The organism is Amphibacillus jilinensis Y1 (genome assembly GCF_000306965.1).
GTDB classification, from domain to species: Bacteria; Bacillota; Bacilli; order Bacillales; family Amphibacillaceae; genus Amphibacillus_C; species Amphibacillus_C jilinensis.
This window is the reverse complement of the sequence record NZ_JH976443.1, coordinates 22,510-43,686: the sequence shown is the minus strand read 5'-3', so window position 1 is coordinate 43,686 and position 21,177 is coordinate 22,510. Positions and strand designations below refer to the sequence as shown.

Annotated in this window: 19 protein-coding genes; 14 read left to right on the top strand and 5 right to left on the bottom strand. The window is 37.3% G+C overall.

The window, feature by feature from the left end; genetic code table 11:
* Positions 1 to 298 precede the first annotated feature (298 nt).
* Together B494_RS0117210 and B494_RS0117205 are read left to right on the top strand one after the other, a co-directional pair.
* Positions 299 to 631, top strand: a complete 333-nt coding sequence (locus B494_RS0117210; protein WP_144032279.1) for a hypothetical protein — start codon at positions 299 to 301, stop codon at positions 629 to 631.
* Positions 624 to 959 (top strand): hypothetical protein, encoded by a 336-nt coding sequence (locus B494_RS0117205; RefSeq protein WP_017473621.1) that lies wholly within the window; start codon positions 624 to 626, stop codon positions 957 to 959. The genes B494_RS0117210 and B494_RS0117205 overlap by 8 nt, the downstream gene beginning before the upstream one ends.
* A 392-nt stretch (positions 960 to 1,351) precedes the next feature.
* Here B494_RS0117205 and B494_RS0117200 read toward each other — a convergent pair whose 3' ends face one another.
* Entirely contained in the window at positions 1,352 to 1,909 is a 558-nt protein-coding gene (locus tag B494_RS0117200) for a TetR/AcrR family transcriptional regulator (protein WP_017473620.1), read from the bottom strand.
* Between the two features lie 221 nt (positions 1,910 to 2,130).
* Between B494_RS0117200 and B494_RS0117195 the strand changes: the two genes are divergently transcribed.
* Both B494_RS0117195 and B494_RS0117190 read left to right on the top strand, forming a co-directional pair.
* Complete coding sequence (locus B494_RS0117195; protein ID WP_017473619.1) at positions 2,131 to 2,919, top strand: SDR family NAD(P)-dependent oxidoreductase; 789 nt, start codon at positions 2,131 to 2,133, stop codon at positions 2,917 to 2,919.
* A gap of 66 nt (positions 2,920 to 2,985) precedes the next feature.
* Positions 2,986 to 3,954: an aldo/keto reductase gene (locus tag B494_RS0117190; protein WP_017473618.1), complete on the top strand. Its 969-nt coding sequence runs from the start codon at positions 2,986 to 2,988 to the stop codon at positions 3,952 to 3,954.
* Positions 3,955 to 4,082: 128 nt separating this feature from the next.
* Here B494_RS0117190 and B494_RS0117185 read toward each other — a convergent pair whose 3' ends face one another.
* Positions 4,083 to 4,553, bottom strand: a complete 471-nt coding sequence (locus tag B494_RS0117185; protein WP_017473617.1) for a DinB family protein — start codon at positions 4,551 to 4,553, stop codon at positions 4,083 to 4,085.
* Positions 4,554 to 4,960: 407 nt separating this feature from the next.
* On the opposite strand from B494_RS0117185, the gene B494_RS0117180 reads away from it, so the two are divergent.
* The 7 genes from B494_RS0117180 to B494_RS0117150 all read left to right on the top strand — a co-directional run bounded on the left by B494_RS0117180 (position 4,961) and on the right by B494_RS0117150 (position 14,507).
* Positions 4,961 to 5,923 carry a tRNA dihydrouridine synthase gene (locus B494_RS0117180; protein WP_017473616.1) on the top strand — a complete coding sequence of 321 codons (963 nt, stop codon included), beginning with the start codon at positions 4,961 to 4,963 and terminating at the stop codon, positions 5,921 to 5,923.
* Positions 5,924 to 6,074: 151 nt separating this feature from the next.
* The gene (locus B494_RS0117175) at positions 6,075 to 7,931 is read left to right on the top strand and encodes a BCCT family transporter (RefSeq protein ID WP_017473615.1); all 1,857 of its coding nucleotides are present in this window, start codon (positions 6,075 to 6,077) and stop codon (positions 7,929 to 7,931) included.
* A gap of 384 nt (positions 7,932 to 8,315) precedes the next feature.
* Positions 8,316 to 9,401: a LacI family DNA-binding transcriptional regulator gene (locus tag B494_RS0117170; protein ID WP_017473614.1), complete on the top strand. Its 1,086-nt coding sequence runs from the start codon at positions 8,316 to 8,318 to the stop codon at positions 9,399 to 9,401.
* Positions 9,402 to 9,802: 401 nt separating this feature from the next.
* Positions 9,803 to 11,092, top strand: a complete 1,290-nt coding sequence (locus B494_RS0117165; RefSeq protein ID WP_017473613.1) for an ABC transporter substrate-binding protein — start codon at positions 9,803 to 9,805, stop codon at positions 11,090 to 11,092.
* A 75-nt stretch (positions 11,093 to 11,167) separates the two neighbouring features.
* Positions 11,168 to 12,049, top strand: coding sequence for a carbohydrate ABC transporter permease (locus B494_RS0117160; protein ID WP_017473612.1), 882 nt, complete (start codon positions 11,168 to 11,170; stop codon positions 12,047 to 12,049).
* Positions 12,050 to 12,064: 15 nt separating this feature from the next.
* On the top strand, positions 12,065 to 12,937 hold the full coding sequence (locus B494_RS0117155) for a carbohydrate ABC transporter permease (protein WP_017473611.1): 873 nt from the start codon (positions 12,065 to 12,067) through the stop codon (positions 12,935 to 12,937).
* Positions 12,938 to 13,163: 226 nt separating this feature from the next.
* Complete coding sequence (locus B494_RS0117150; RefSeq protein WP_017473610.1) at positions 13,164 to 14,507, top strand: NosD domain-containing protein; 1,344 nt, start codon at positions 13,164 to 13,166, stop codon at positions 14,505 to 14,507.
* Between the two features lie 250 nt (positions 14,508 to 14,757).
* Here the strand turns inward: B494_RS0117150 and B494_RS0117145 are convergent, their stop codons facing one another.
* Positions 14,758 to 15,339 carry an LOG family protein gene (locus B494_RS0117145; RefSeq protein WP_017473609.1) on the bottom strand — a complete coding sequence of 194 codons (582 nt, stop codon included), beginning with the start codon at positions 15,337 to 15,339 and terminating at the stop codon, positions 14,758 to 14,760.
* A 100-nt stretch (positions 15,340 to 15,439) separates the two neighbouring features.
* On the opposite strand from B494_RS0117145, the gene B494_RS0117140 reads away from it, so the two are divergent.
* Together B494_RS0117140 and B494_RS0117135 are read left to right on the top strand one after the other, a co-directional pair.
* Entirely contained in the window at positions 15,440 to 15,760 is a 321-nt protein-coding gene (locus B494_RS0117140) for a MazG nucleotide pyrophosphohydrolase domain-containing protein (RefSeq protein WP_017473608.1), read from the top strand.
* 158 nt (positions 15,761 to 15,918) lie between these two features.
* Positions 15,919 to 16,317: a GyrI-like domain-containing protein gene (locus B494_RS0117135; protein ID WP_017473607.1), complete on the top strand. Its 399-nt coding sequence runs from the start codon at positions 15,919 to 15,921 to the stop codon at positions 16,315 to 16,317.
* A gap of 262 nt (positions 16,318 to 16,579) precedes the next feature.
* On the opposite strand, the gene B494_RS0117130 is transcribed toward B494_RS0117135, so the two are convergent.
* Together B494_RS0117130 and B494_RS0117125 are read right to left on the bottom strand one after the other, a co-directional pair.
* The gene (locus B494_RS0117130; protein ID WP_017473606.1) at positions 16,580 to 19,039 is read right to left on the bottom strand and encodes a YhgE/Pip domain-containing protein; all 2,460 of its coding nucleotides are present in this window, start codon (positions 19,037 to 19,039) and stop codon (positions 16,580 to 16,582) included.
* 107 nt (positions 19,040 to 19,146) lie between these two features.
* Positions 19,147 to 19,725, bottom strand: coding sequence for a TetR/AcrR family transcriptional regulator (locus B494_RS0117125; RefSeq protein ID WP_017473605.1), 579 nt, complete (start codon positions 19,723 to 19,725; stop codon positions 19,147 to 19,149).
* A 335-nt stretch (positions 19,726 to 20,060) separates the two neighbouring features.
* On the opposite strand from B494_RS0117125, the gene B494_RS0117120 reads away from it, so the two are divergent.
* Positions 20,061 to 21,026 (top strand): glutathione S-transferase family protein, encoded by a 966-nt coding sequence (locus B494_RS0117120; RefSeq protein ID WP_017473604.1) that lies wholly within the window; start codon positions 20,061 to 20,063, stop codon positions 21,024 to 21,026.
* Positions 21,027 to 21,177: the final 151 nt, after the last annotated feature.

Genomic DNA, 21,177 nt, shown 5'->3' with positions numbered 1-21,177 from the left:
CTATTGACTTACTTACCATATTTGTTACAATTAACGCAACCAAAATATGGAGGTTGTCTTACGAGAGTGAAAAATTGTCTGCTTTTATTATTTTAATTGGATTAGTATCGGCTATACTTCTTTCACCTAATGTCACACGTGTTCAAGAAGCTCCGCCTTTACATATCTTAATATTGCCGCAATGACTTCGGATGGAGATAACTATCAACGGCATTATCCTGAGTCAGAGTTTTTAAATACTGGGTACACTGCGAGTGGAAATGAAGTAGTATTAGCTATTTATGTAGAGGGATTTATTTTGAGAAATTCACTTAGAGTATATGTAGATGATGTTGATATTACAAATGATATTTATGAACCTTTACCTAGAGAAGATATACTCGGACCAGGTAATCTGGTCACAGGTTTCATTTACTATAAAGCCATTCCGTTAAGTTACTTTGAAAACGAAAATATAGGGGTAGTTAGACTCTTTGCCAGGGACATTCATCGTCCAATCGATGTAACACGTTCAATAACTAGAAGTTTTAATATTGATTGGTTTACAAATAATACAAACACAAAAACTGTGCCTATGCAATCGAATATAGATGTTAGTAATAATTTGAAAGGAATTGATATTCATGATTAGAAATTTCAGTTCGGACCAACTAAGTTCTTTCCAAGCATATTCTAGACTAACAGTTGTTGCTCATGTAAAAGGGCAAAGGGAAGGTAATAGAGATTATACCGATAATAAGGTTAGCTTTAAGGATTTCCAAGAAGTCCTTGAAGAAGAGGAAGTCGTTAATAAATCATTGGCAAGAGATGTAGACCAGTGGGTAAAAGAACATAGTAAAACGCAATTAAGAAAACATAATAATTATGGCATGGAGTCAAAAACGATGAGTTATATTGAAAAAGCATATCGACTAGGATTCGTTAATGAAAAGGGTCATTTATATCAATCCAAGCTGTAATATTGATGAATTAAATATAGTCCTCGCCCTAATGGTACTGATCCCCGGATGTAAGAGTGAAATCTAACATCCGGGTTATTTTTGTATGGTAAAGTATAGTAATACAAGCAAAATGAACGCTGTTAAAGAATTTACTGAGGTGATACTGAAGCATGTCAATCAATTCTCTCTATAGCGGCAACACCTATATTATCATATGCTATCCTTTTGTATTAAATATTGCAGATGATATAAAGCTTCCGCTATCTTCTTTAGCAATCATGACCCTCCAAGCGTATGTTAATCACTTAGGACTTTACACCATGCCATCACAAACAGGACACAACACTTTTTCTTTAGCATAAGCGAAATCATCTATGATAAAGTCAGCACATGGATGCCCTTTTTATAGATTAAACTTTAATTGCCTTCCAACAGATCTCAACCGTCTGTTTGATTTTATTTTCATCCAGGCGAAATTTCCCGGTTAAGTCTCCTTTTATTACCGATGTGATAATGCCAATCACAATATGACAACTAAAAATTGGATCCATGTCACGTACAATGCCGTGCTTTTGCCCTTCTACGATAATTTGTAAGATAATTTCATCCGCAGGGACCGGCTGTTTTCTTATCTCTTCTGGTATAAAAGGAGAATCGCAATAATTATCTATCAATAACATTTCTTGAGGGTGACTAAATCCAAATTCGGCCATATTAAACAATATTGCCTTCATTTTTTCGTATGTTGTTAAAGTATCATCATACTCTTTTAGGATGTATTCACCCATATGCGTCCGTGCGTTAACAAAAACCTCACTCACTACGTCCTCCTTATTACTAAAATAATGATAGAACGTGCTTGAACCCACATTTGCTTTCGTGAAGATTTTTGAAAATGTTACTGATTGTAAACCTTCTTCTGTTATTAAATCTAATGTTGCAGTTAATATATCTTCTCGTTTTCCCATTTTGCACCCCTTATCGGAATATATATTCTATATTTTATCACAAAGAAGAGATTAGTCAATTTAAGTTTTTTTATTTCAAAGCTGAAAAATCGCCTGTAATAGCAAATAAATACGATATCGAAAGTTTGTTCTTGCATTATCTTCAAAAGTGTTATACGCTTTATTAGAATAAACATTCCAATAATTGATTATTCAACTTAACTTTGAAAGGAGGCATTCATTTGTTTGATTACAAAGGAAAAGTGGCGCTAGTAACGGGCGCCTCAGGCGGAATTGGAAAACAATACGCAAAGGAATTAGCGTCTAAAGGGAGCGATGTTATTTTAGTGGCACGCTCAAAAGAAAAGTTAGAGGTATTGGCAACGGAGTTATCCAGTGCTTATCGAATTCGCACATATTCCTTACCAACAGATTTATCGAAAGCTGATTCAATAGCATCTTTGGCACAACAAATTGAAGATCTCAATTTAAACGTTGATATTTTAATTAACAATGCTGGATTCGGCACTCATGGGCGTTTTGAAACGATCCCAAATGATCAGGAACAGGAGATGATAAACCTTAATATTTCTACGGTTGTTGGGATGACGCATCAGTTCTTACCATACATGCAGCAACAAAAGGCGGGGATCATTGTTAATGTTGCTTCGCTCAGTTCATTTCAACCGATCCCTTACATGGCTACCTATGCAGCTACAAAAGCATTTGTTCTGTCATTCACCGAATCGCTTTTCGCAGAAAATCGACACCTTGGCGTGAGGGTCTTGGCACTGTGCCCTGGAACAACAAAAACGGAATTTTTCGATGTTATCGGCACACAAAATATGCCAGGCGGAATTAATGGAACGCCTGAATCGGTCGTGAAAGCTGGCTTTAAAGGAATTGATAAAAAACGGAGCTACATCATCGACGGCGTCAAAAATTATTGGATCGCTCAAGCGAGTCGCTTTATGCCACGAAAATTTACTGCAATTATGGGTGAGCGGGTGACTCGTCCTGCAGACATATAAGTACCTGCTTCAATGGTAAAGTAATAAGTCAAAAGAGATACACTAACTTTTATGGAGGTCGAGAGAATGGAGTATGGAAACATTGCAAAAAGAAGTCTTGGAACACAAGGATTAGAGGTATCTGCACTTGGCCTTGGTACGATGCTAATGCCAAATAACGACGAATCGGTACGTGTCATTCATGAAGCGTTGGATATGGGTGTAACCATGTTTGACACAGCAGATCTGTATGGTGACTATGCAGAGCAACGATTTGGCGTAAACGAAAAATTAGTTGGACGTGCGCTAAAGGATAGGCGAGAGAAAGCAATAATCGCTACAAAGTTTGGTATTACACATACTCAGGGCTATAAGGGTGATCGGGCATATATTAAGAAATCAGTGGATGCGAGTTTGTATAACCTTGGATTAGATTATATAGATCTTTATTATCAGCATCGTTTAGATCCTAATACAGCCATTGAGGAAACCGTGGACACTTTATCCGAGCTAGTTAAAGAAGGGAAAATTCGTTATATTGGATTATCTGAAGCTCCTGCAGATATTATTCAACGTGCGCATAAGGTTCATCCACTATCAGCCATAGAAACGGAATATTCGTTATGGAGCCGAGAAGTTGAAGATGAGGTTCTCCCACTATTAAAAGAACTCGGAATAGGTTTAGTGCCTTACAGCCCGTTAGGTCGGGGGTTTTTAACTGGTCAGATTAAAAAATTTGAAGATTTACCAGAGGATGACTATCGACGTCAGTATGAGCGGTTTCAAGGTGATAATTTTATCAAAAACGTAGAAGTCGTCACTAAAATTCAAGAGTTAGCTAGTAAAAAAGGCTACTCCCCTGCTCAACTTGCTTTGGCATGGTTGCTTGGTCAAGGGGATCAAATTGTACCAATCCCTGGTACTAGAAAAGCGGAAAGAATAAGAGAAAACCTAGGGGCTCTGCAAGTTCAACTAACCGAGGAGGATTATCAGGAAATTGAAAACATTTCACCTAAGGGAACGGCAGCTGGTGGAAGAGGTACTTCTCAATCCTAATAGCCCCTCATGAGCCCGAAAACAGCGTTTTATTAAAGAATCTTTTGCTTTCTGCGTCTTTATCGCTAAAGTAATCTGAAACTAACAAAATGCTAACATAAGGTAAATATAATTACCTATTGAAAGTATTAATCCCAAATACGGATTCTTGGAATGTCTGCTGTTCTTAAATAATCTAATAACTGACCAGTATGAACTGCTTCATGATAAGCAACACGTAAAAGCATGTCACCCAATTCTCTTATATAACCTGATTCTGATCGATCAATCTTTATATTTATTAAATCTTCTTCTGAAAATGTCTTAATTGTATCCATGAATTGGTTTCGATAAGGGGCTGCAAATTCTAATTCTGCATTTACAGATGTAAAAGGAAGGTTTTCGAAGGGTGAATCGAAAATGGATAAACTTCCTTTATTTTTAATAGCTAGGTGATAATAATGTTCGCTTTCTAGTACGTGCCTAATCATTTCTATGCAACTAAAAGCTTTATCATCTGGCTTCCAGTGGAGCTTTTCTTCTGGAATAGATGTCCAAACTTTTATGCTTCTTCTTCTAACTTCATTAAAATTTAAAATAATTAAATCAATTGAATTCATATTAACCTCTCCTTTGATTTTAAATACACTTTCTATTATACACGAACTAATATTCGCGTCAATTGATTAAGGGAAGCGTTAGTAAGTGATGGAGAATTAAAAAGACAATTTGAAACATATACCTACTGGTGTAACCATGACGAGTAAAACAAAAATAGATACGTTCATCTACTGGTTAACGGCATACAGGCTCATCGGCTTCCGCTAGCTCAAAGGAAGGTTGGTAATCTGAAATTTACCCTTCAAATTGAATACGCACATCGCTTATCTCAGTCTAGCTTGCTTAATAACCCCTAGCTATCCTTGCCTTTGCTTCTTCTTCGTATTCCTAGTATAATAACGATGGTTTTTAATTGTGCCAGAATGGCTAACGAAATACCATGACTTATGAAATGAGGGTTATTGTAATGATAGATAATTTTTGGGCAACGTTACCGAAGCCTTTTTTTATATTAGCGCCAATGGAAGATGTGACAGATGTCGTTTTTCGTCATGTTGTTAAGGAAGCGGGGGCACCTGATGTCTTTTTTACTGAATTTACGAATTCGGATAGTTATTGTCATCCAGATGGTAAGCAAAGTGTGCGTGGTCGGTTAGTGTTTACGGAAGACGAACAGCCGATCGTTGCTCATATTTGGGGGGATAAGCCGGAGTTTTTTCGGGAAATGAGTGTAGGCTTGGCAGAGATGGGCTTTAAAGGAATCGATATTAATATGGGCTGTCCGGTTCCTAATGTGGCCAATAACGGCAAGGGAAGTGGCCTTATTTTGCGTCCAAACGTGGCAGCAGAATTGATTGAAGCGGCGAAAACAGGAGGGTTACCGGTAAGTGTCAAAACAAGGCTTGGTTATACAAAGCTTGAGGAGCTAGAAGCTTGGCTTACTCACTTACTTAAGCAAGATATTGCGAATCTATCGGTTCACCTGAGAACGCGAGAAGAAATGAGTAAAGTCGCTGCTCATTGGGAAGTGATTCCGCAAATTACCGCGATTCGGGATCGCGTTGCACCTGAAACGCGGATTACGATAAATGGCGATATTCCTGATCGTCAAACAGGGCTACAACTTGCTGAAAAATATGATGTCGATGGTATTATGATAGGCCGTGGTATTTTCAAGAATCCTTATGCGTTTGAAAAAAAACCTAGGGAGCATACCGCTGATGAATTGCTGGGGCTATTGCAGTTACAACTTGATTTGCAGGATCAGTATGCAGAACTGGTACCTCGTCCAATAGCCGGCTTGCATCGCTTCTTTAAAATTTATGTTAAAGGGTTTCCTGGTGCTAGTGATTTGCGTGTTAAATTAATGAATACGAAATCGACGGATGAAGCTCGAGCGCTGTTAGCTGATTTTCATAATAATAAATAAAGTGAGCGAACGTGTTTCAAGTGAAAGCAACGCGTTCGAAATGCTTAGTTATTTGTCGGATAGAGTCACATTTTTTGATCTATCATTGTTTTCATGCTTTCCTACTTGTATAATTTAGAGGGTATAAAAATTTAACAAAAGGTATGGTTATATGAATAAACAACAGAAGAAAGAACTTGCATCACAACAAGCTTTGGCAAAAAAACTAAAAAAAGCTGAAGCTGAAGCAAGGAAAAAAGCAATTAAAAACAGAAAACCATTTAAAGGCTTACAGATTAGACCGACGGTGTCACTTTTTGATGAGGAAGGCAAAGAAGAAGTAGGAGAAAACAATTGGAAAAGATTCGGGTTTGATATTCATCCACACGTTACGATTTACTCATCAATTATTTTGATTGTTTTCATCTCTTTAACGTTATTATTCCCTAATACAGCTGAGCGTTTATTTGATAATGTTTTAAGTAGTATCACTAAAAACACGGGCTGGTTCATGATTTTTGCTGCTAACATTTTTATTGTAGCCTCGCTCTATTTTGCTTTTGGTCGATATGGAAAGATCGTGTTAGGTGGGAAAAATGCTAAGCCAGAATTCTCTAAATTTGCTTGGTATGCTATGCTCCTGAGTGCTGGTATGGGTATTGGACTATTATTTTGGAGTGTTGCCGAACCGATCACCCATTACGGATCACCTTCCCCTATGTTTTCTGGTGTTGAAGCCAATTCATCTTCTGCTGCACAAGCTGCTATGGCGAGTACCTTTTTCCATTGGGGCATCCATCCTTGGGCTATTTATGCCATTGTTGGTTTAGGCCTCGCATTCTTTTCCTATAATAAAGGTTTGCCTTTGACGATAAGGTCACTCTTTTATCCGATTATCGGAAATAAAATTTACGGATTATGGGGAAATCTTATTGATATTCTTTCCGTTTTAGCGACCCTCATGGGGCTAGCCACATCACTCGGTCTCGGCGTTTCGCAAGTAAATGCTGGATTAAATCACTTGTTTGGTATTGATATCAGCATTACTGTTCAAGTTATCCTGATTGTAGTCATCACTGGTTTCGCAACGGTTTCAGTTGTTTTAGGACTAGATGGTGGGGTTAAACGACTTAGTGAAATCAATATGATCTTAGCAGGGGTCTTCTTGTTATTTGTGCTGATAGCTGGACCTACGGTGTACATTTTAAGTGGGTTTACACAAAATATTGGTTACTATTTATCAAACTTTATTGAAATGAGCTTATGGACTGAAACATTTAGAGCGGCCAATTGGCAAGGTGGTTGGACCGTCTTCTATTGGGCCTGGTGGATATCATGGTCGCCGTTTGTTGGTATGTTTATCGCTAGAATATCCAAAGGTAGAACAGTTAGAGAATTTATTATGGGTGTTATTTTCATCCCTACGCTAATCTCCTTTCTATGGATGTCGGTATTCGGTGGTACAGCTATTTTTCAAGAAAGCAATGGGATTGGGGCTATTTCTACATTCGTTGAGCAAAATGAAGCTTTGGCACTTTTTGCGATGGTAGAAAATTTACCATTAGCAAGCATTCTGTCACTGATTGGCATTATATTAGTCACCGTGTTCTTCGTTACTTCTTCCGATTCCGGATCTTTAGTTGTTGATCACCTGACTTCAGGAGGGAAACTCGATTCACCCGTGCCACAGCGTGTATTCTGGGCTGTCATGGAAGGCGTCGTTGCAGCGACACTCCTTATCGGAGGCGGACTTATAGCGCTACAAACCGCGTCAATTATTACGGGGCTTCCGTTTACGATTATTCTTCTCTTGATGATTTATTCGTTGAACTTAGGACTCAAACAAGAATATGAAATAGAAACATCGGTAGATAAAGCGCTAGAGCAAGTGACAACTGACCATGTGATCACTGAAGTTATTACTTCAGCAGTTCATGATGATGCACTAGTTGATATTGTAACAGAGCCGGTAAAAGAGGAAACCGAAACTACAGAAGAGACAAGCCATGTAGATAAAGAAAACGCGTGACTCTTTATTAAATAGACGAAGATGAGCAGTGTAACATCCACGGCAAGTGGATTTGCACTGCTTTTTAATATACTGCGAGCCAGTTTAGGACGTGTTAAGCAGCAGCTATTCGGTGATTTAATCAGTTAGCAACTAATCCTTTGAAAAGGGAGGACACGCTGTTATCAGTAATAAGAACAAAGGAGTGACAACAGAAGGTAAATACCAAGATATTATTGCAGATATTGAACGAATACCTTATTCAATTGAGGGTAAGGGAGCCTGCTCCAACATTTAGGATAACTTCACGAAATGAAAGTGCTTCCAAAAAATATTGACATAGCATTTAATTTAAATTATAATCAATGCATCATCAGTTAATCGATTAACTTGATGGTACAACAAGTGAAATTTGGTGAAGATATGAAAAGAATTAAAAATGTACGTATTAAAGATGTTGCTGAAAAAGCCGAAGTTTCTACTGCAACAGTGTCCCATGTGATTAATGGAAATAAATATGTTTCAGAAAAAATAAAGAATAAAGTAAATACAGTGCTTAGGGAACTGAATTATCAGCCCAATTCTGCGGCAAGAAGTTTAAGAAGTACGAAGACAAATACAATAGGATTAATAATACCTATAAATAGTGAAGATACTTCTAAATCTTTTTTTATGTCTATTGCAGAAGGGATAGAGGAAAAATTAAAAAGCAAGGGATATAATTTAATCTTAAGTAATTCGAAAGAAGATTCAGAACAAGAATTAAATCTTATAAAAATGTTTAAGACTAAAGTTGATGGATTGATATTAGCACCAACAAATGAAAACTTTAAAGCCATAAATGAAACAATAGACCATAACTTCCAAACTGTTATGATTGATCGATTGCCTGTTGGCTATAAAGGCGATTATGTCTTAGTAGATAATTTCCAAGGGACTTATGAAGGGATCAATGAATTAATTAAATCTGGCTTTAAAAAAATTGGTTTTTTAAGTTCTGGGTTAGGAGTGAATACTTCCAGTGATAAATTTGAAGTAAATAAAGAACGATCCAATAATAGAATGTACATTAATCCTAATAATGAAAGATTTCAAGCATATAAAGTTGCGCTATCAGATAATAAACTAAATTTTAATCCTAATTATGTGTTATTTGGTGAATCCTCTTTTCAATCAGGTTACGACCTAGCCAAACAGCTAATCTCAAAAGGAGTCGATGCTATATTTATAGCAAACAATATAATGGCTATGGGCTCCGTTAAGTTTATTCAAGAACAAAAGTTAATCATTCCAGATGGTATTGGAATGATTGGTTACGACAACTATGATTGGACAGAAATTATTTCTCCTCCGTTGTCAGCTATTAAACAACCTGCATTTGAAATCGGTGTGCAAGCTTCAGAATTAATGTTAAATAGAATACAAAACCCTACCGCAGGCTTTCAGCATATTAAATTAAAGACTGAAAACCTAAAAAGATCATCCTATTAATTTTTTCAGACTCAGTTAATCGATTAACTGTTTTCTTAAATCTTTTACTAAGCAAAGGAGGTGAATTTGATGATTTAAACAACAGAGCATTTATATGCAAGGGGGATTCTTAATGAATCGATCAGAATAAAACGGCTTGTTAATGGAGGGCATTTTGTAAGGAGCATGTGTATTAAATTAAAGTCTGAAAACCCAGAAAGCTCATCCTAATATTTTTTTCAACTCTAGTTAATCGATTAACTGGTTTGTTACGCCTTTCATAAACGAAGTGAAAAAGGTTAATTTAATTGCAAGTACTAAAGCATTTAAATGTATGAAGGGTTTTAATAAATGCTTGCAGCGAATAGCCTATTAGCTCAGTTATCCTTTATGAAAAATGCCATAATAATGGAGGTATTTATATGAAAAAAATACTATTAATAATGGGTAGTTCATTGCTTATTGCGTTGGTATCTGCTTGTGGTTCAAATAATGAAGACGATCAGACATTAACCGTTCTTGTCGAAGGTGGTAGTCCAGCCCAAACAGTTGCAGAATTGACAAAAGAAGAATTTGAAGAAAATACAGGCTATGAAGTTATCATCGAGTCCGTACCTTATTCAGGTGTATACGACAGGATGAGAACAGAATTGACGTCAGGTGCGGGTGCTTTTGACGTTGCAACCATTGATACAATTTGGTTACCTGCGCTTTATCAAGGTTTAGAGCCAATTCAAGAAGAAATAACCGAGGAAATGCAAGAAGATTTATTCCCTGGTTTAATTGACGGCGCTTCAATGAATGGAAATGTTTATGGACTCCCTACTTGGACAAACGCTAAAATTCTACTCTACAGGGAAGATTTATTTAATGACTCAAATAATCAAGCTACATTCCTGGAGGAATTCGGGTATGAACTTTCCCCTCCGGAAACTTGGGAGCAATATAAAGATGTAGCGAAATTTTTCGGTAATAATGATACTTACCCTGAACTATATGGTACTAGTGTTTTTGGGGCCAGTTCAGGTGATTCAGTGGCAAGTTGGTTAGATCACGTCGCTCAGGCTGGAGCAGAGGCCTTTGTGATTGATGAAGCTGGTGAAATTATTGTTAATGACGAAGACCATGTATCAGCTTTAGAGTTCCTTAATGATTTAGTGAACGAGGAAGGCACAGTTCCAGAAGGTGTGATGGAGACTGCCTCAGCTGAAACATCAGAACTATTTTATAATGGTAATTTAGCAATGATGTTAGCATGGGGGCATTTCTTTGTTCCTGCAAATGACCCAGATACATCAGATGTGGCTGGGAAAGTAGGTGCGGCAACCATGATTGCAGGAGAGAGTGGAATAGGTGTTGTCCCTGGACCTTGGTATCAGGTAATCCCTTCTTCATCGGAGAATAAGGAGATTGCTAAAGAATATTTACTCTTTTTGTATGAGCGTAATGAATTATATGCAGATGCTCTAGGTGTTGCTGCTAGACAGTCAGTCTTCGAAGCGTATGGTCAACAAGACGCATTTGCCCATTTAAACGAGTTAGCCACTACATTAAATGGAGAGCAGACGCAAAATAGACCGTCAACCGAAAAGTGGGAGGAAATTGAAAGTGAAGCTTTACTGCCAGCAGTTCAAAATGTATTTAGTGGATTGCAAACACCGCAAGAAGCTTTAGATAATGCGAAGGAAATAATAGAATTAATAGTGAACTAGAATTAACTAAATTTAAATGGATAGAGTAAAACATCTCTATCCGTTTAATTAAATATTATTGAAGTGAGTGATATTATGACAAAAGAATCGAGAGTTTCCATTTATTTTTTCGCTCCTGCAGGCATATTTATGTTAATCTTTTTATTTTTTCCTGTAGCTTTGCTTATTAGAGATAGTTTTTTTGAAATCGATATGATTGGTCAAGGGAGAGGTGCGTTTGTCGGTTTAAGCCACTATGTTGATGCTATAAGATCTGAAAGGTTTATAGGGGCAACAACCAATACAATCATTTATGTAGTAGTAGCAGTTGGTTTTGAATTGATACTGGGCTTATTTTTTGCTTTGTTATTGAACACCGCATTTAAAGGGCATGGGATTGTAAGAACAATAATGTTAGCTCCGTTAATGATAGCCCCACTCGTGTCAGGTTTAATTTGGCGGTTCATGTTAAATAACCAATTTGGTATAGTAAACAAATTACTATACGATTTTAATATTACTTCTAGTAGGCATGCTATTCAATGGTTATCAGATGAAAGGTTTTCTTTATTCTCAACAATAATCGCAGATATATGGTTAACAACACCATTTATGATGTTAGTGTTATTAGCTGGCCTTCAAGGTATCTCGCCGACATTATATGAATCGTCACAGATAGATGGTGCGAACAAAATTCAAACATTTTTATATGTAACATTGCCATCACTGTTTCCAGTAATGATTGTAGCTGTGTTAATCCGAACTGTAGATGCTGCTAGAACTTTTGATATTGTTTGGGTGTTAACGCAAGGTGGACCATCGAATTCATCTGAAGTTTTAAGCACATATATGTATAAAACACTTACTAGATATGGACAAGTTGGAGAATCAAGTGCAATGGCAGTGATGTTTATTCTTCTCTTGTTAGCAATAAGCTCGTATTTTTTATTCGTAATGTTCAAGGCTAATAAGAAATAGAAAGGAAGAGTTATGTTGAGTAAACCTAATGTAGAAGTTTCTAATAAAAGTATGCTAGGAAGACTATTTAGGAAAAACAACAAAAATATTATTGGTATATTTACAGTTGTTCTAGCTCTTTTATTTATTAGTCCATATATCTATATCGTATTAACGTCCATTAAGCCATCATCGGATGCTATCAGCTCCTCACCAACATTTTTCCCTAGACAATTGTCATTAGAGAATTATGTAACCATGTTTAATCAGATGCCAATTATAAGATATTTTTTAAATAGTTTTACAACCGCTTCCATTAGTACAATATTGGCTGTTTTTCTTGGAGCTCTAGCTGCATATGGACTGTCTAGATTTTCTTCTAAAACAGGTCATGCATTTTTATTACTCACATTATGTGTACGAATGATTCCGATGATTAGTATAGCAATACCAATGTATATCATTATTAATGTAATGGGTCTAATTGATACTAGGATAGCTTTAATCATTACTTATACAGCCATTAATGTTCCCTTTTCAATATGGCTTATGATAGGATTTTTCAATAATATTCCAAAAGAATTTGATGAAGCGGCAAGAATAGATGGTTGTAATGTATTTAGCGCATTTATTAAAGTGATATTACCTGTATCGCTTCCGGGGTTAGCTACTGCGGCAATATTTTGTTTTATGCTTGCCTGGAATGATTTTTTATTTGCATTATTATTGACTAGCACAAATGCAAAAACTGCAACTGTAGGAATTTCAGAGTTTCTGACAGCTTATAATCTGGATTTAGGGCCAATGACAGCTGCTGCTGTGAGCTTCAGCCTCCCCATAATGGTATTCTCAATCTTAGTTCAGAGATACATTGTGAGTGGTATGACGCTAGGAGCTGTGAAAGAATAATCAGAGCTTTGTATAAGCTAAAGGCTACTGCATTTTAGGTGGATATAGACAATATTTAAAATGATACCGAAAGATTTAATCACAGATAACTGTTCGTAAACGTCCATCTCAAAATAAGAGTAGAGCAAATCTATTTATAGGAGCCACTAGATAGCGAATGGTTTCTTATTGTATATCTAGAAAAAGAGATTATGAAAAAACACTGAAATGATAGGAGAATTTATTTATGGTTAGCAAAAACTATTATGATGTAACAGAGTGGCCTGTCGGTAATCCGTATCAGGATATTGGTGAGGTAATCAATAGTATGATAGCAGACATTAAAAGTAGGCAAAGGGAAACAGATGTAAATAAAGGCGGAAAACCGGGTGCGGTTATCTATATTCCACCGGGAGATTATCATCTTAGCAGTCAAGTGATTATAGACATCAGTTATCTTAAAATTATGGGTTCTGGGCATGGTTTTACATCTTCGAGTATACGTTTTAATGCTTCTGAGAATGAATGGGCAGATTATCATGAGTTGTGGCCGGGAGGAAGTCGCATACTAGTAGATATTCCCCTAGAAGTAGACGTTGAGGAATATAAAGGTGCTGCATTTTATGTTGAACGAAATGGAGATCCGCGAATAAGTTCGGTAGAGTTTGAGGGCTTTTGTATTGATGGTTTGCATTTTATTGAAGATGGTTCAGGAGCCACAAATCCGGAAAACACATACACTAACAGAAAAACAGGAATCTATGTTGCAAGTGCCTGTGACTCATTTCGTATTACAGGCATGGGTTTTGTATATTTAGAACATGGTATTACTATATATCATGCAGATGCACTGACTATACATGATAATTTCATAGCTGAATGTGGCAACTGCATAGAACTACGAGGTTGGGGACAGGCTTCAAAAATAACTGATAACTTGATAGGAGCAGGTTTTAAAGGATACTCTATTTACGCTCAAAACTTTGGTGGTCTATTGATTACAGCCAATAACGTTTTTCCACGAGGGGCGAGCAGTATATATTTTGATGGGGTGACACGCTCTAGTATCACAAATAATAGACTTCATTCATTTTATCCAGGCATGGTGGTGTTTAAGGAGAATTGTTCGGAAAACTTGGTCTCTTCAAATCACTTTTTACGAGATCATGAACCATGGTCTCCTTTTTTGGGAATCGACAATTGTTTAGATGATTTGTATGGCCTTCTCTATATCAATGGCAATAAAAATTCTATAATTGCTAATCACTTTTCTGAAGTAATTAATACTAAGAATATCAAACCAGTAGGTGCAACGCCTGTAATCATACGTCTTGTTTCTGGCAGTGGAAATTTCATTTCTAGCAATCATATTGTTGCCACGGAGGTTGCTGCCCGGATAAGCAATTCTTGTTTCACTGCGCAAGTTGAAGCTTTGTTGGCTACTGAAACATCAGATGCATTACCTGTAACAACGGTATTGGTAGAAGAAGAATCATTTCAAAATACGATTCTTGATTCGGGGACTGAGACACAAGTTGTTATGAACAAGGCAATAAATGCATTCAGAGAAACGCCAATGGCAGGCGTATAAAAAATATATTCAATTCTTTCTTGATAGTTTTTTCAAAAAATGAGTTGGTTGAATATTTGAATTGTTTTGTTTGTCATTTAATTTTCGAGGTACTCCCCAGCAACGGAAGTACCTCTTTATATGGATAGGTTACACTTAGCTAGCCCAATAAATTAAGGTCAGAAGACTTAATATAAACGATCAATTTATAACCCATCCCGTATGGAACTGAAGGGGTTGGGTTGCATTCCTCTCCTGCTGTTGTTGACATTTAAAGCTGTTTTTCTTTACTATAAGTTTTTAAAGTTGGGGCTTCAAAAGCATTAAACTTTTCAAGTAACTGATTAGGTTCATTGTCGACGATTGCCATAGAACGGTACTTTTCAGCTAAAAATTGTTCCTTTGTCATATGATTAAACAATTCAATAAGCGGATTAAAGTAGTTATTGATATTTAGAAGCCCGCAAGGTTTTTGATGAAGTCCTAATTGAGCCCATGTGAAAATCTCAAAGAATTCTTCTAATGTGCCAGGCCCTCCGGGTAAAGCAATAAACCCATCAGCTAACTCTGCCATTTTAGCCTTTCTCTCATGCATTGAATTAGCAATGATTAGCTTAGATAAGCGTTTGTGTGCTATTTCCCTCTCTTCTAAAAAACGTGGCATAACGCCGATAACTTGTCCACCTTCATCTAAAACGGCATCAGCAACCGCCCCCATCATACCTACACTTGCGCCACCGTAAACAAGTGCTATATTATGTTTAGCCAACGCTTTACCGAGTTTTTTTGCCTCATCTATATAAACCTTAGATGCGCCATTACTTGAACCACAAAATACAGCTATACTTTTCACTTTATAATTGCCCCCCCTAATTAAATACAATATTTATATTATACAAAACTCTTAATCATTTGTTAAACTTATAGTAATTGGAGTTAAGGAGCGTGAAAAAATGGATGTAGCTGAATTTCAACAATGGGTCAATGATTACTATCAAAATAGAGGATGGTCCGAACTAGATATTTTTATTCGTATTGGCTTTTTAGCAGAAGAAACGGGAGAAGTAGCACGCGCTATAAGAGCACTTGAAATTGGTAGAGATCGGCCAGACGAATTAACAGAATCGTTTTCAGACAATAGGAAAGCTTTAGTTGAGGAGTTAGGAGATGTATTGGGGAATGTCATTGTAATTGCTAATAAATATAATATTTCTTTAGAAGAAGTGTTTAATTCTCATCAGGAGAAACTGTCAAAGCGTTACGCTCATAAATAATTAGCATTATAATTAAAAATATAGTAAAAAGAGTAGGCGGGCGTTAGCGGACGCCCATGTCCCGATTCACTGACTAACCATCAGTGGGTGAAGAACACTGATTGAAGGCTCGTTTTATGAAACGAATAAAGGTATAAATATGTGAAAGGGTGAGGATGTTGAAATTAGCAATCATTAATAGCATAAGAACAAATAACTTTAATGATGAACGTATCATGAAGAAAATTACAGAAATGTGGAAAGAGGCTTCTCGTTATTTAAGTAAATATGAAGGCGTTACATACGGTGTATATCACAATTATGAAAGTGACTACAAAGGAGATTATTCATTAAGTATTGGTATTGAAGATCATAATGGACAATCTATAATTGAGATACCGGAAAAGGAGAACTATGAAATCTTTAAGGTAAATACAACTGAAGAAGAAGGTATCTTTAATGCGTGGAGTAAAATATGGCATCAAGAAGAGACCGGTGCAATAGAGAGAGTGTACACATTTGACTTTGAAAAATATTACCCTAACGGTGAAATTGAAATCCACATAGCGATCAAATAGTGACAATTTATCACAGATAACCGTCCGTAAAACGCCGTCACAAAATAGAGAGCAGCGATCATCTATATAGGCGGACGCCCGTGACCTGATTCTCCCAACGAACAAGCAGCGGAAGCAGAGCACTTCCTGATTTTTAGCATGAAGGGCTATGTTATGACCTCTTTGGGGCTTACTTAGGTTCTATTACTGTGTAGAAAGAACGTGTTGATGAGTTGAATTCACCAACACGTTCTGTTTTTTTGTCATTAGCCCTTATACTACATTAGGACGCTGCTTCTTGAAGAGCGGAACTGCTTTTCTTTTTTAATGTAAAATAGGTGATGGTAAGTGCCATATGCATGATCGTGTAACCTGTTAGAATAGTCATTGTTTTTGATAGAAAAGTATAATCACCGCTTGAAATTACCGCCTTAAACGCTTGAACGGTGTATGTCATAGGTAACAGATAATTAATCGGCTGGATCGCCTTTGGAATTAACTCTAATGGGAAGGTTCCAGCACTTGTTGTTAGTTGTAGAACGAGAATAATAATCGCAATAAAGCGTCCAATGTTCCCCAGTGTGGTGACAAGCAGTTGGATAAGTGTCATGAACACTAAACTTGTGATGATAGAGACGAGCACAAATAATGGGACACTTTGAACTTCTACCCCTAAGCCCGTTAACAATACTGCGTCAATTAATAAGGCTTGAATACTACCTGCGACTGCAATAACACCGAATTTACCAATAAACCAACTAAAGCCAGTCCGTGGTTCGATGGCAGGTTCTTTTAAGTTAAAGACAATGGTCATCAATAGTGCACCTACGAATAAGCCGAGAGAAATGAAATAGGGTGCAAAACCGGTACCGTAATTCGGAACAGGGTTTACTTCCTGTTTACTGACTTCAACAGGGCTTCCCATCATATCATACGTATCTTCATCAGCTTTTATGGCGTTCACTTCATGTGCAGCTTCATCTAAACTATCATGTAGTTCTGTTGTTCCATCAGCAAGGTCCTCTGTGCCAGCTGAAATCTTGCTCGAACCGTCTGCTAGTTTTTGAGAGCCGTCTGTTAATTTAGCTGAGCCATCAGCTAATTGATCGATTCCTCCACTTAGCTGCTGCGCACCACTTGCTAATTGAGTTGATCCGGTTTGCGCTTCATGAAGTTTTTGGCTGAATAATTCGATATTATTCACGTAAACTATCTGTCCATTATTTAATTGTGAAGCACCATCTTCCAGTATGTTGGTGCCTTCGGCTAATTGATCAAGACCATCTTTCAAGTTTGATTGACCTACATTAATATCTTTAAGTCCGGATGTCAATTGATCAAAGACGGGATCTACAGCTTCTTGAATCTGTTCATCGATATCAGAAATAGAAGTAGACAGCTTATGATTAACTTGATCTTGGTAGTGTTCAAATCCTTGGTCAATTCCCTCAGTTACTTGGTCGAGCCCCTGATTAATGCCTGTGTTTATTGGTGTTTCAAGCTGCGTTTGGATCGATTGCTTGATTTGTTGCTCGGTTGGGGCTTCTTCATTAAGCTGTGAAAGGATACTGGCGACCGTTTGTTCAGGTATGCCATTTTCAATAAGCGAGCTGGCGAGTTGCTCTGTTTGCTGTGTCTGTGTATCGATGATCTGTGTTGCTACAACCTCAGCTACAGTTGTGGAAAGACCTGAAGAAAGTTCGACAGCAAATTGGTCCTGAAGACTATTATTAATCCCTCCGTTCAATTGTGCTAAACCCTGATTCATTTCGGCTCCACTTGTTTCTACTTTATCACCAATCGTCTCCGCCAACTGAGTAGGAAGTTGTGCTTGAAGAGTCTCTAAGCCATCATAAACTTGCTCAGTTCCAGCAAGTAAGTCCGGAACTTTTCCAGTGATTTCCGCTAGACCTTCGCTGACTTGTGACGTGCCATCGCTTAATGTCTCAGTCCCATTCTGCACATCGATTGCTCCTGCGTAAAGTTGGTCGCCTCCCTCGGCCAGTTGCTTTATTCCATCAGCAAGCTCTTGAGAACCACCAGCAAATGCATTTGAGCCTGAACGCACTTTTGTTATCCCCTCTTCAAATTCAATTGAACGGGCTACGAGAACGTCTAAGTTTTCTTTTAGTTCGATTGAACCTCCTGCTAGCTTTTCAGAGCCACTATTTATTTCCGCGCTACCATCACTTGCTTTGACGAGGCCATCACCTAATTGAAAAACTTTGTTGAACATGCTCTCTGCGTAAGTCGATGATAATTCTTTTGAGATGCTTGCTTGTATTTCTTTCACGGCGGTTTCTCCAATTTGCGATGATAAAAAGTTATAGCTTTCATTAGGGATATAGTTTAATACAAGTTTCTCTGGCTTTTCATCCATTAATGTTGTGGCGTTTTCAGAAAAATCGGTAGGGATTTCAATGACCATATAATATTTTCGATTTTCTAAGCCTTGATAACCTTCTTCTTGTGTGACAAAGTCAAATTGAAATGCATCGTTGTCTTTTAACTTATCAACGAGATCTTTCCCTAAATTCATTTCTACCCCTGCATAGTTAGCGCCGTTATCTTGATTAATGATGGCAACAGGTAAATCTTCCATATGATCGTAAGGATCCCAAAAAGACCAAAGGAACATCCCAGAATAGAGTAGTGGAATAAAAGTGACGGCAATAATAGGAATGAATACTTTTTTATTTGTTAAAATCTGCTTCCATTCTAACAAAAAGCTTGATTTTTTCATTTATAAACCCCTCTCTTGAATTAATGACTATTTTAACCACTTGGTCATTTTGTTAATAATAATTGACCGATATTCTCATTCGGTCAATTTTGTTTAAAAACAATGGATTATCGATTGGATAATCCATTAAGTAGGTAAAGTTTAAATAGGTCTGAAATTTCATCTTTTTCTAACGGTTTACGAAGCTGATCCCAATCAAAAATAAGCGCAATGTATAGCTTTAGCATGACAAAGGCTGTCAGCTCAGGATTACAAGGCTTAATTTCTCCTTTTTCAATGCCCTTTTGAATGATAGTCTTTAAATAGTCAATAATCATGTTCTCAATATTTTGAATGACTTCCTTAACAGTTGGTGTCCCTAATTCTTTCTCCTCTTGAATAAGTTTAATCATCAACTGATGGTCCGTTCGAAACTCTAGCAACTTAAAGAGTGCACGATCTGCTTTCTCATAGAATAGTAAGTCTTCTTCTAGAATATCTTCAACCCCATCTTTCATTTCCTTAATTAATGACGAAATAATTTCATGAAAGAGTTCTTCTTTATTTTTATAAAACGTATAAATGGTTCCTTTGCCGACATTGGCTATCTTGGCAATTTGATCAATGGTCGTGGCTTTATAGCCAAATAAAGAAAAAGAGTTTGTTGCAGCATCAACAATTTGTTTTTTTCGATCAATTGTTGCCACTCATAACACCTCCTAAGATCCGTATTGACCAAACGAATAATACGGTCATTAATTCATATTTTAGAATACCATAGGATTTTTAGGATTGCAAATGAAATAGGCCTTTGCGATATGAATGGTGTTTTCATTATAAAGCGATCAATATCAAGTCGAGTCACAGGTGGGTGTTCATCTTTAAAGAACAAAATAATCAAGTGGATGATTTGATAATGAAGAAAAGTTAGTTTTAAGGGCGTATGGTGGGGTAGTATACATATAATGGTGCACTTGTTTGTTCAGGTTTAAGGCTTTTTTGAAGAAGTGCACGTATTTATCAGTAGAGGAAGGGTGAGATCATGGGATTACTAGTAGATGGGCAATGGTATGATGATGAGAAGGATGTGACAAGCAATCAGGACGGTCGTTTTATCCGTAAAGTGTCACAGTTTCGTAACTGGATTACAGCAGATGGCAGTGCAGGGCCGACAGGTGAAGCTGGATTTAAAGCTGAGCCCAACCGTTATCATCTGTATGTCTCTTATGCTTGTCCGTGGGCAAATCGCACGCTTATTATGCGAAGTGTAAAAGGATTAAAGCAAATGATTTCTGTTTCTGTTGTCCATCCGTACCGAGACGAGAAAGGGTGGACATTTGAGCCAGGTCAAGGTGTGATTGCTGATCCGGTTATGGACGCGGATTATTTATATCAAATTTATCAGAAAGCGGATCCGAGCTATAGTGGGCGTGTTTCTGTTCCGGTTTTATATGACCTTAAGCAAAATAAGATTGTCAATAATGAATCGGCTGATATCATTCGGATGTTAAATACTGCATTTGATCATTTAGGTGCAGAAACTGTAGATTTCTTCCCCGAAAGCTTACAACAAGAAATTGAGGTCATTAATGAGGACGTTTATTATGCGATTAATAATGGCGTTTATAAGGCAGGATTTGCCACTGAACAAGGCGTTTATCAAGAAGAGGTAACCAAGTTGTTCGAGGCACTGGATCGATTAGAAGAACGGCTGGCTGACCGCCGCTATTTAGTAGGTGAGCAAATAACTGAAGCCGATTGGCGCTTATTTCCGACTTTAATTCGTTTTGATCCTGTTTATTATGGTCACTTTAAGTGTAATATTAAACGGCTTGTCGACTATCCCAATCTCTGGCGTTATACAAAAGCGTTGTACCATTATCCTGGGGTCTCTGAAACGGTGAACATTGATCATATTAAGGAGCACTATTATCGCAGCCATAAATCGATCAATCCGACGGGCATTGTCCCGGTGGGTCCAAAGTTAGATTTCAGCTTGGATGACTAAAGGGTTAAGTGGCTGGCTCACGTGTAAGTTTTACGTTGTCACAGCTAATCGTCCGTGAAACACTCGCCTATATAGCTGGGTGATAAAGGCCACTAATGTTATGGCTTACTTAACTAACAATCAGTGGGCGAAGAACGAAAACGCCCGCTGA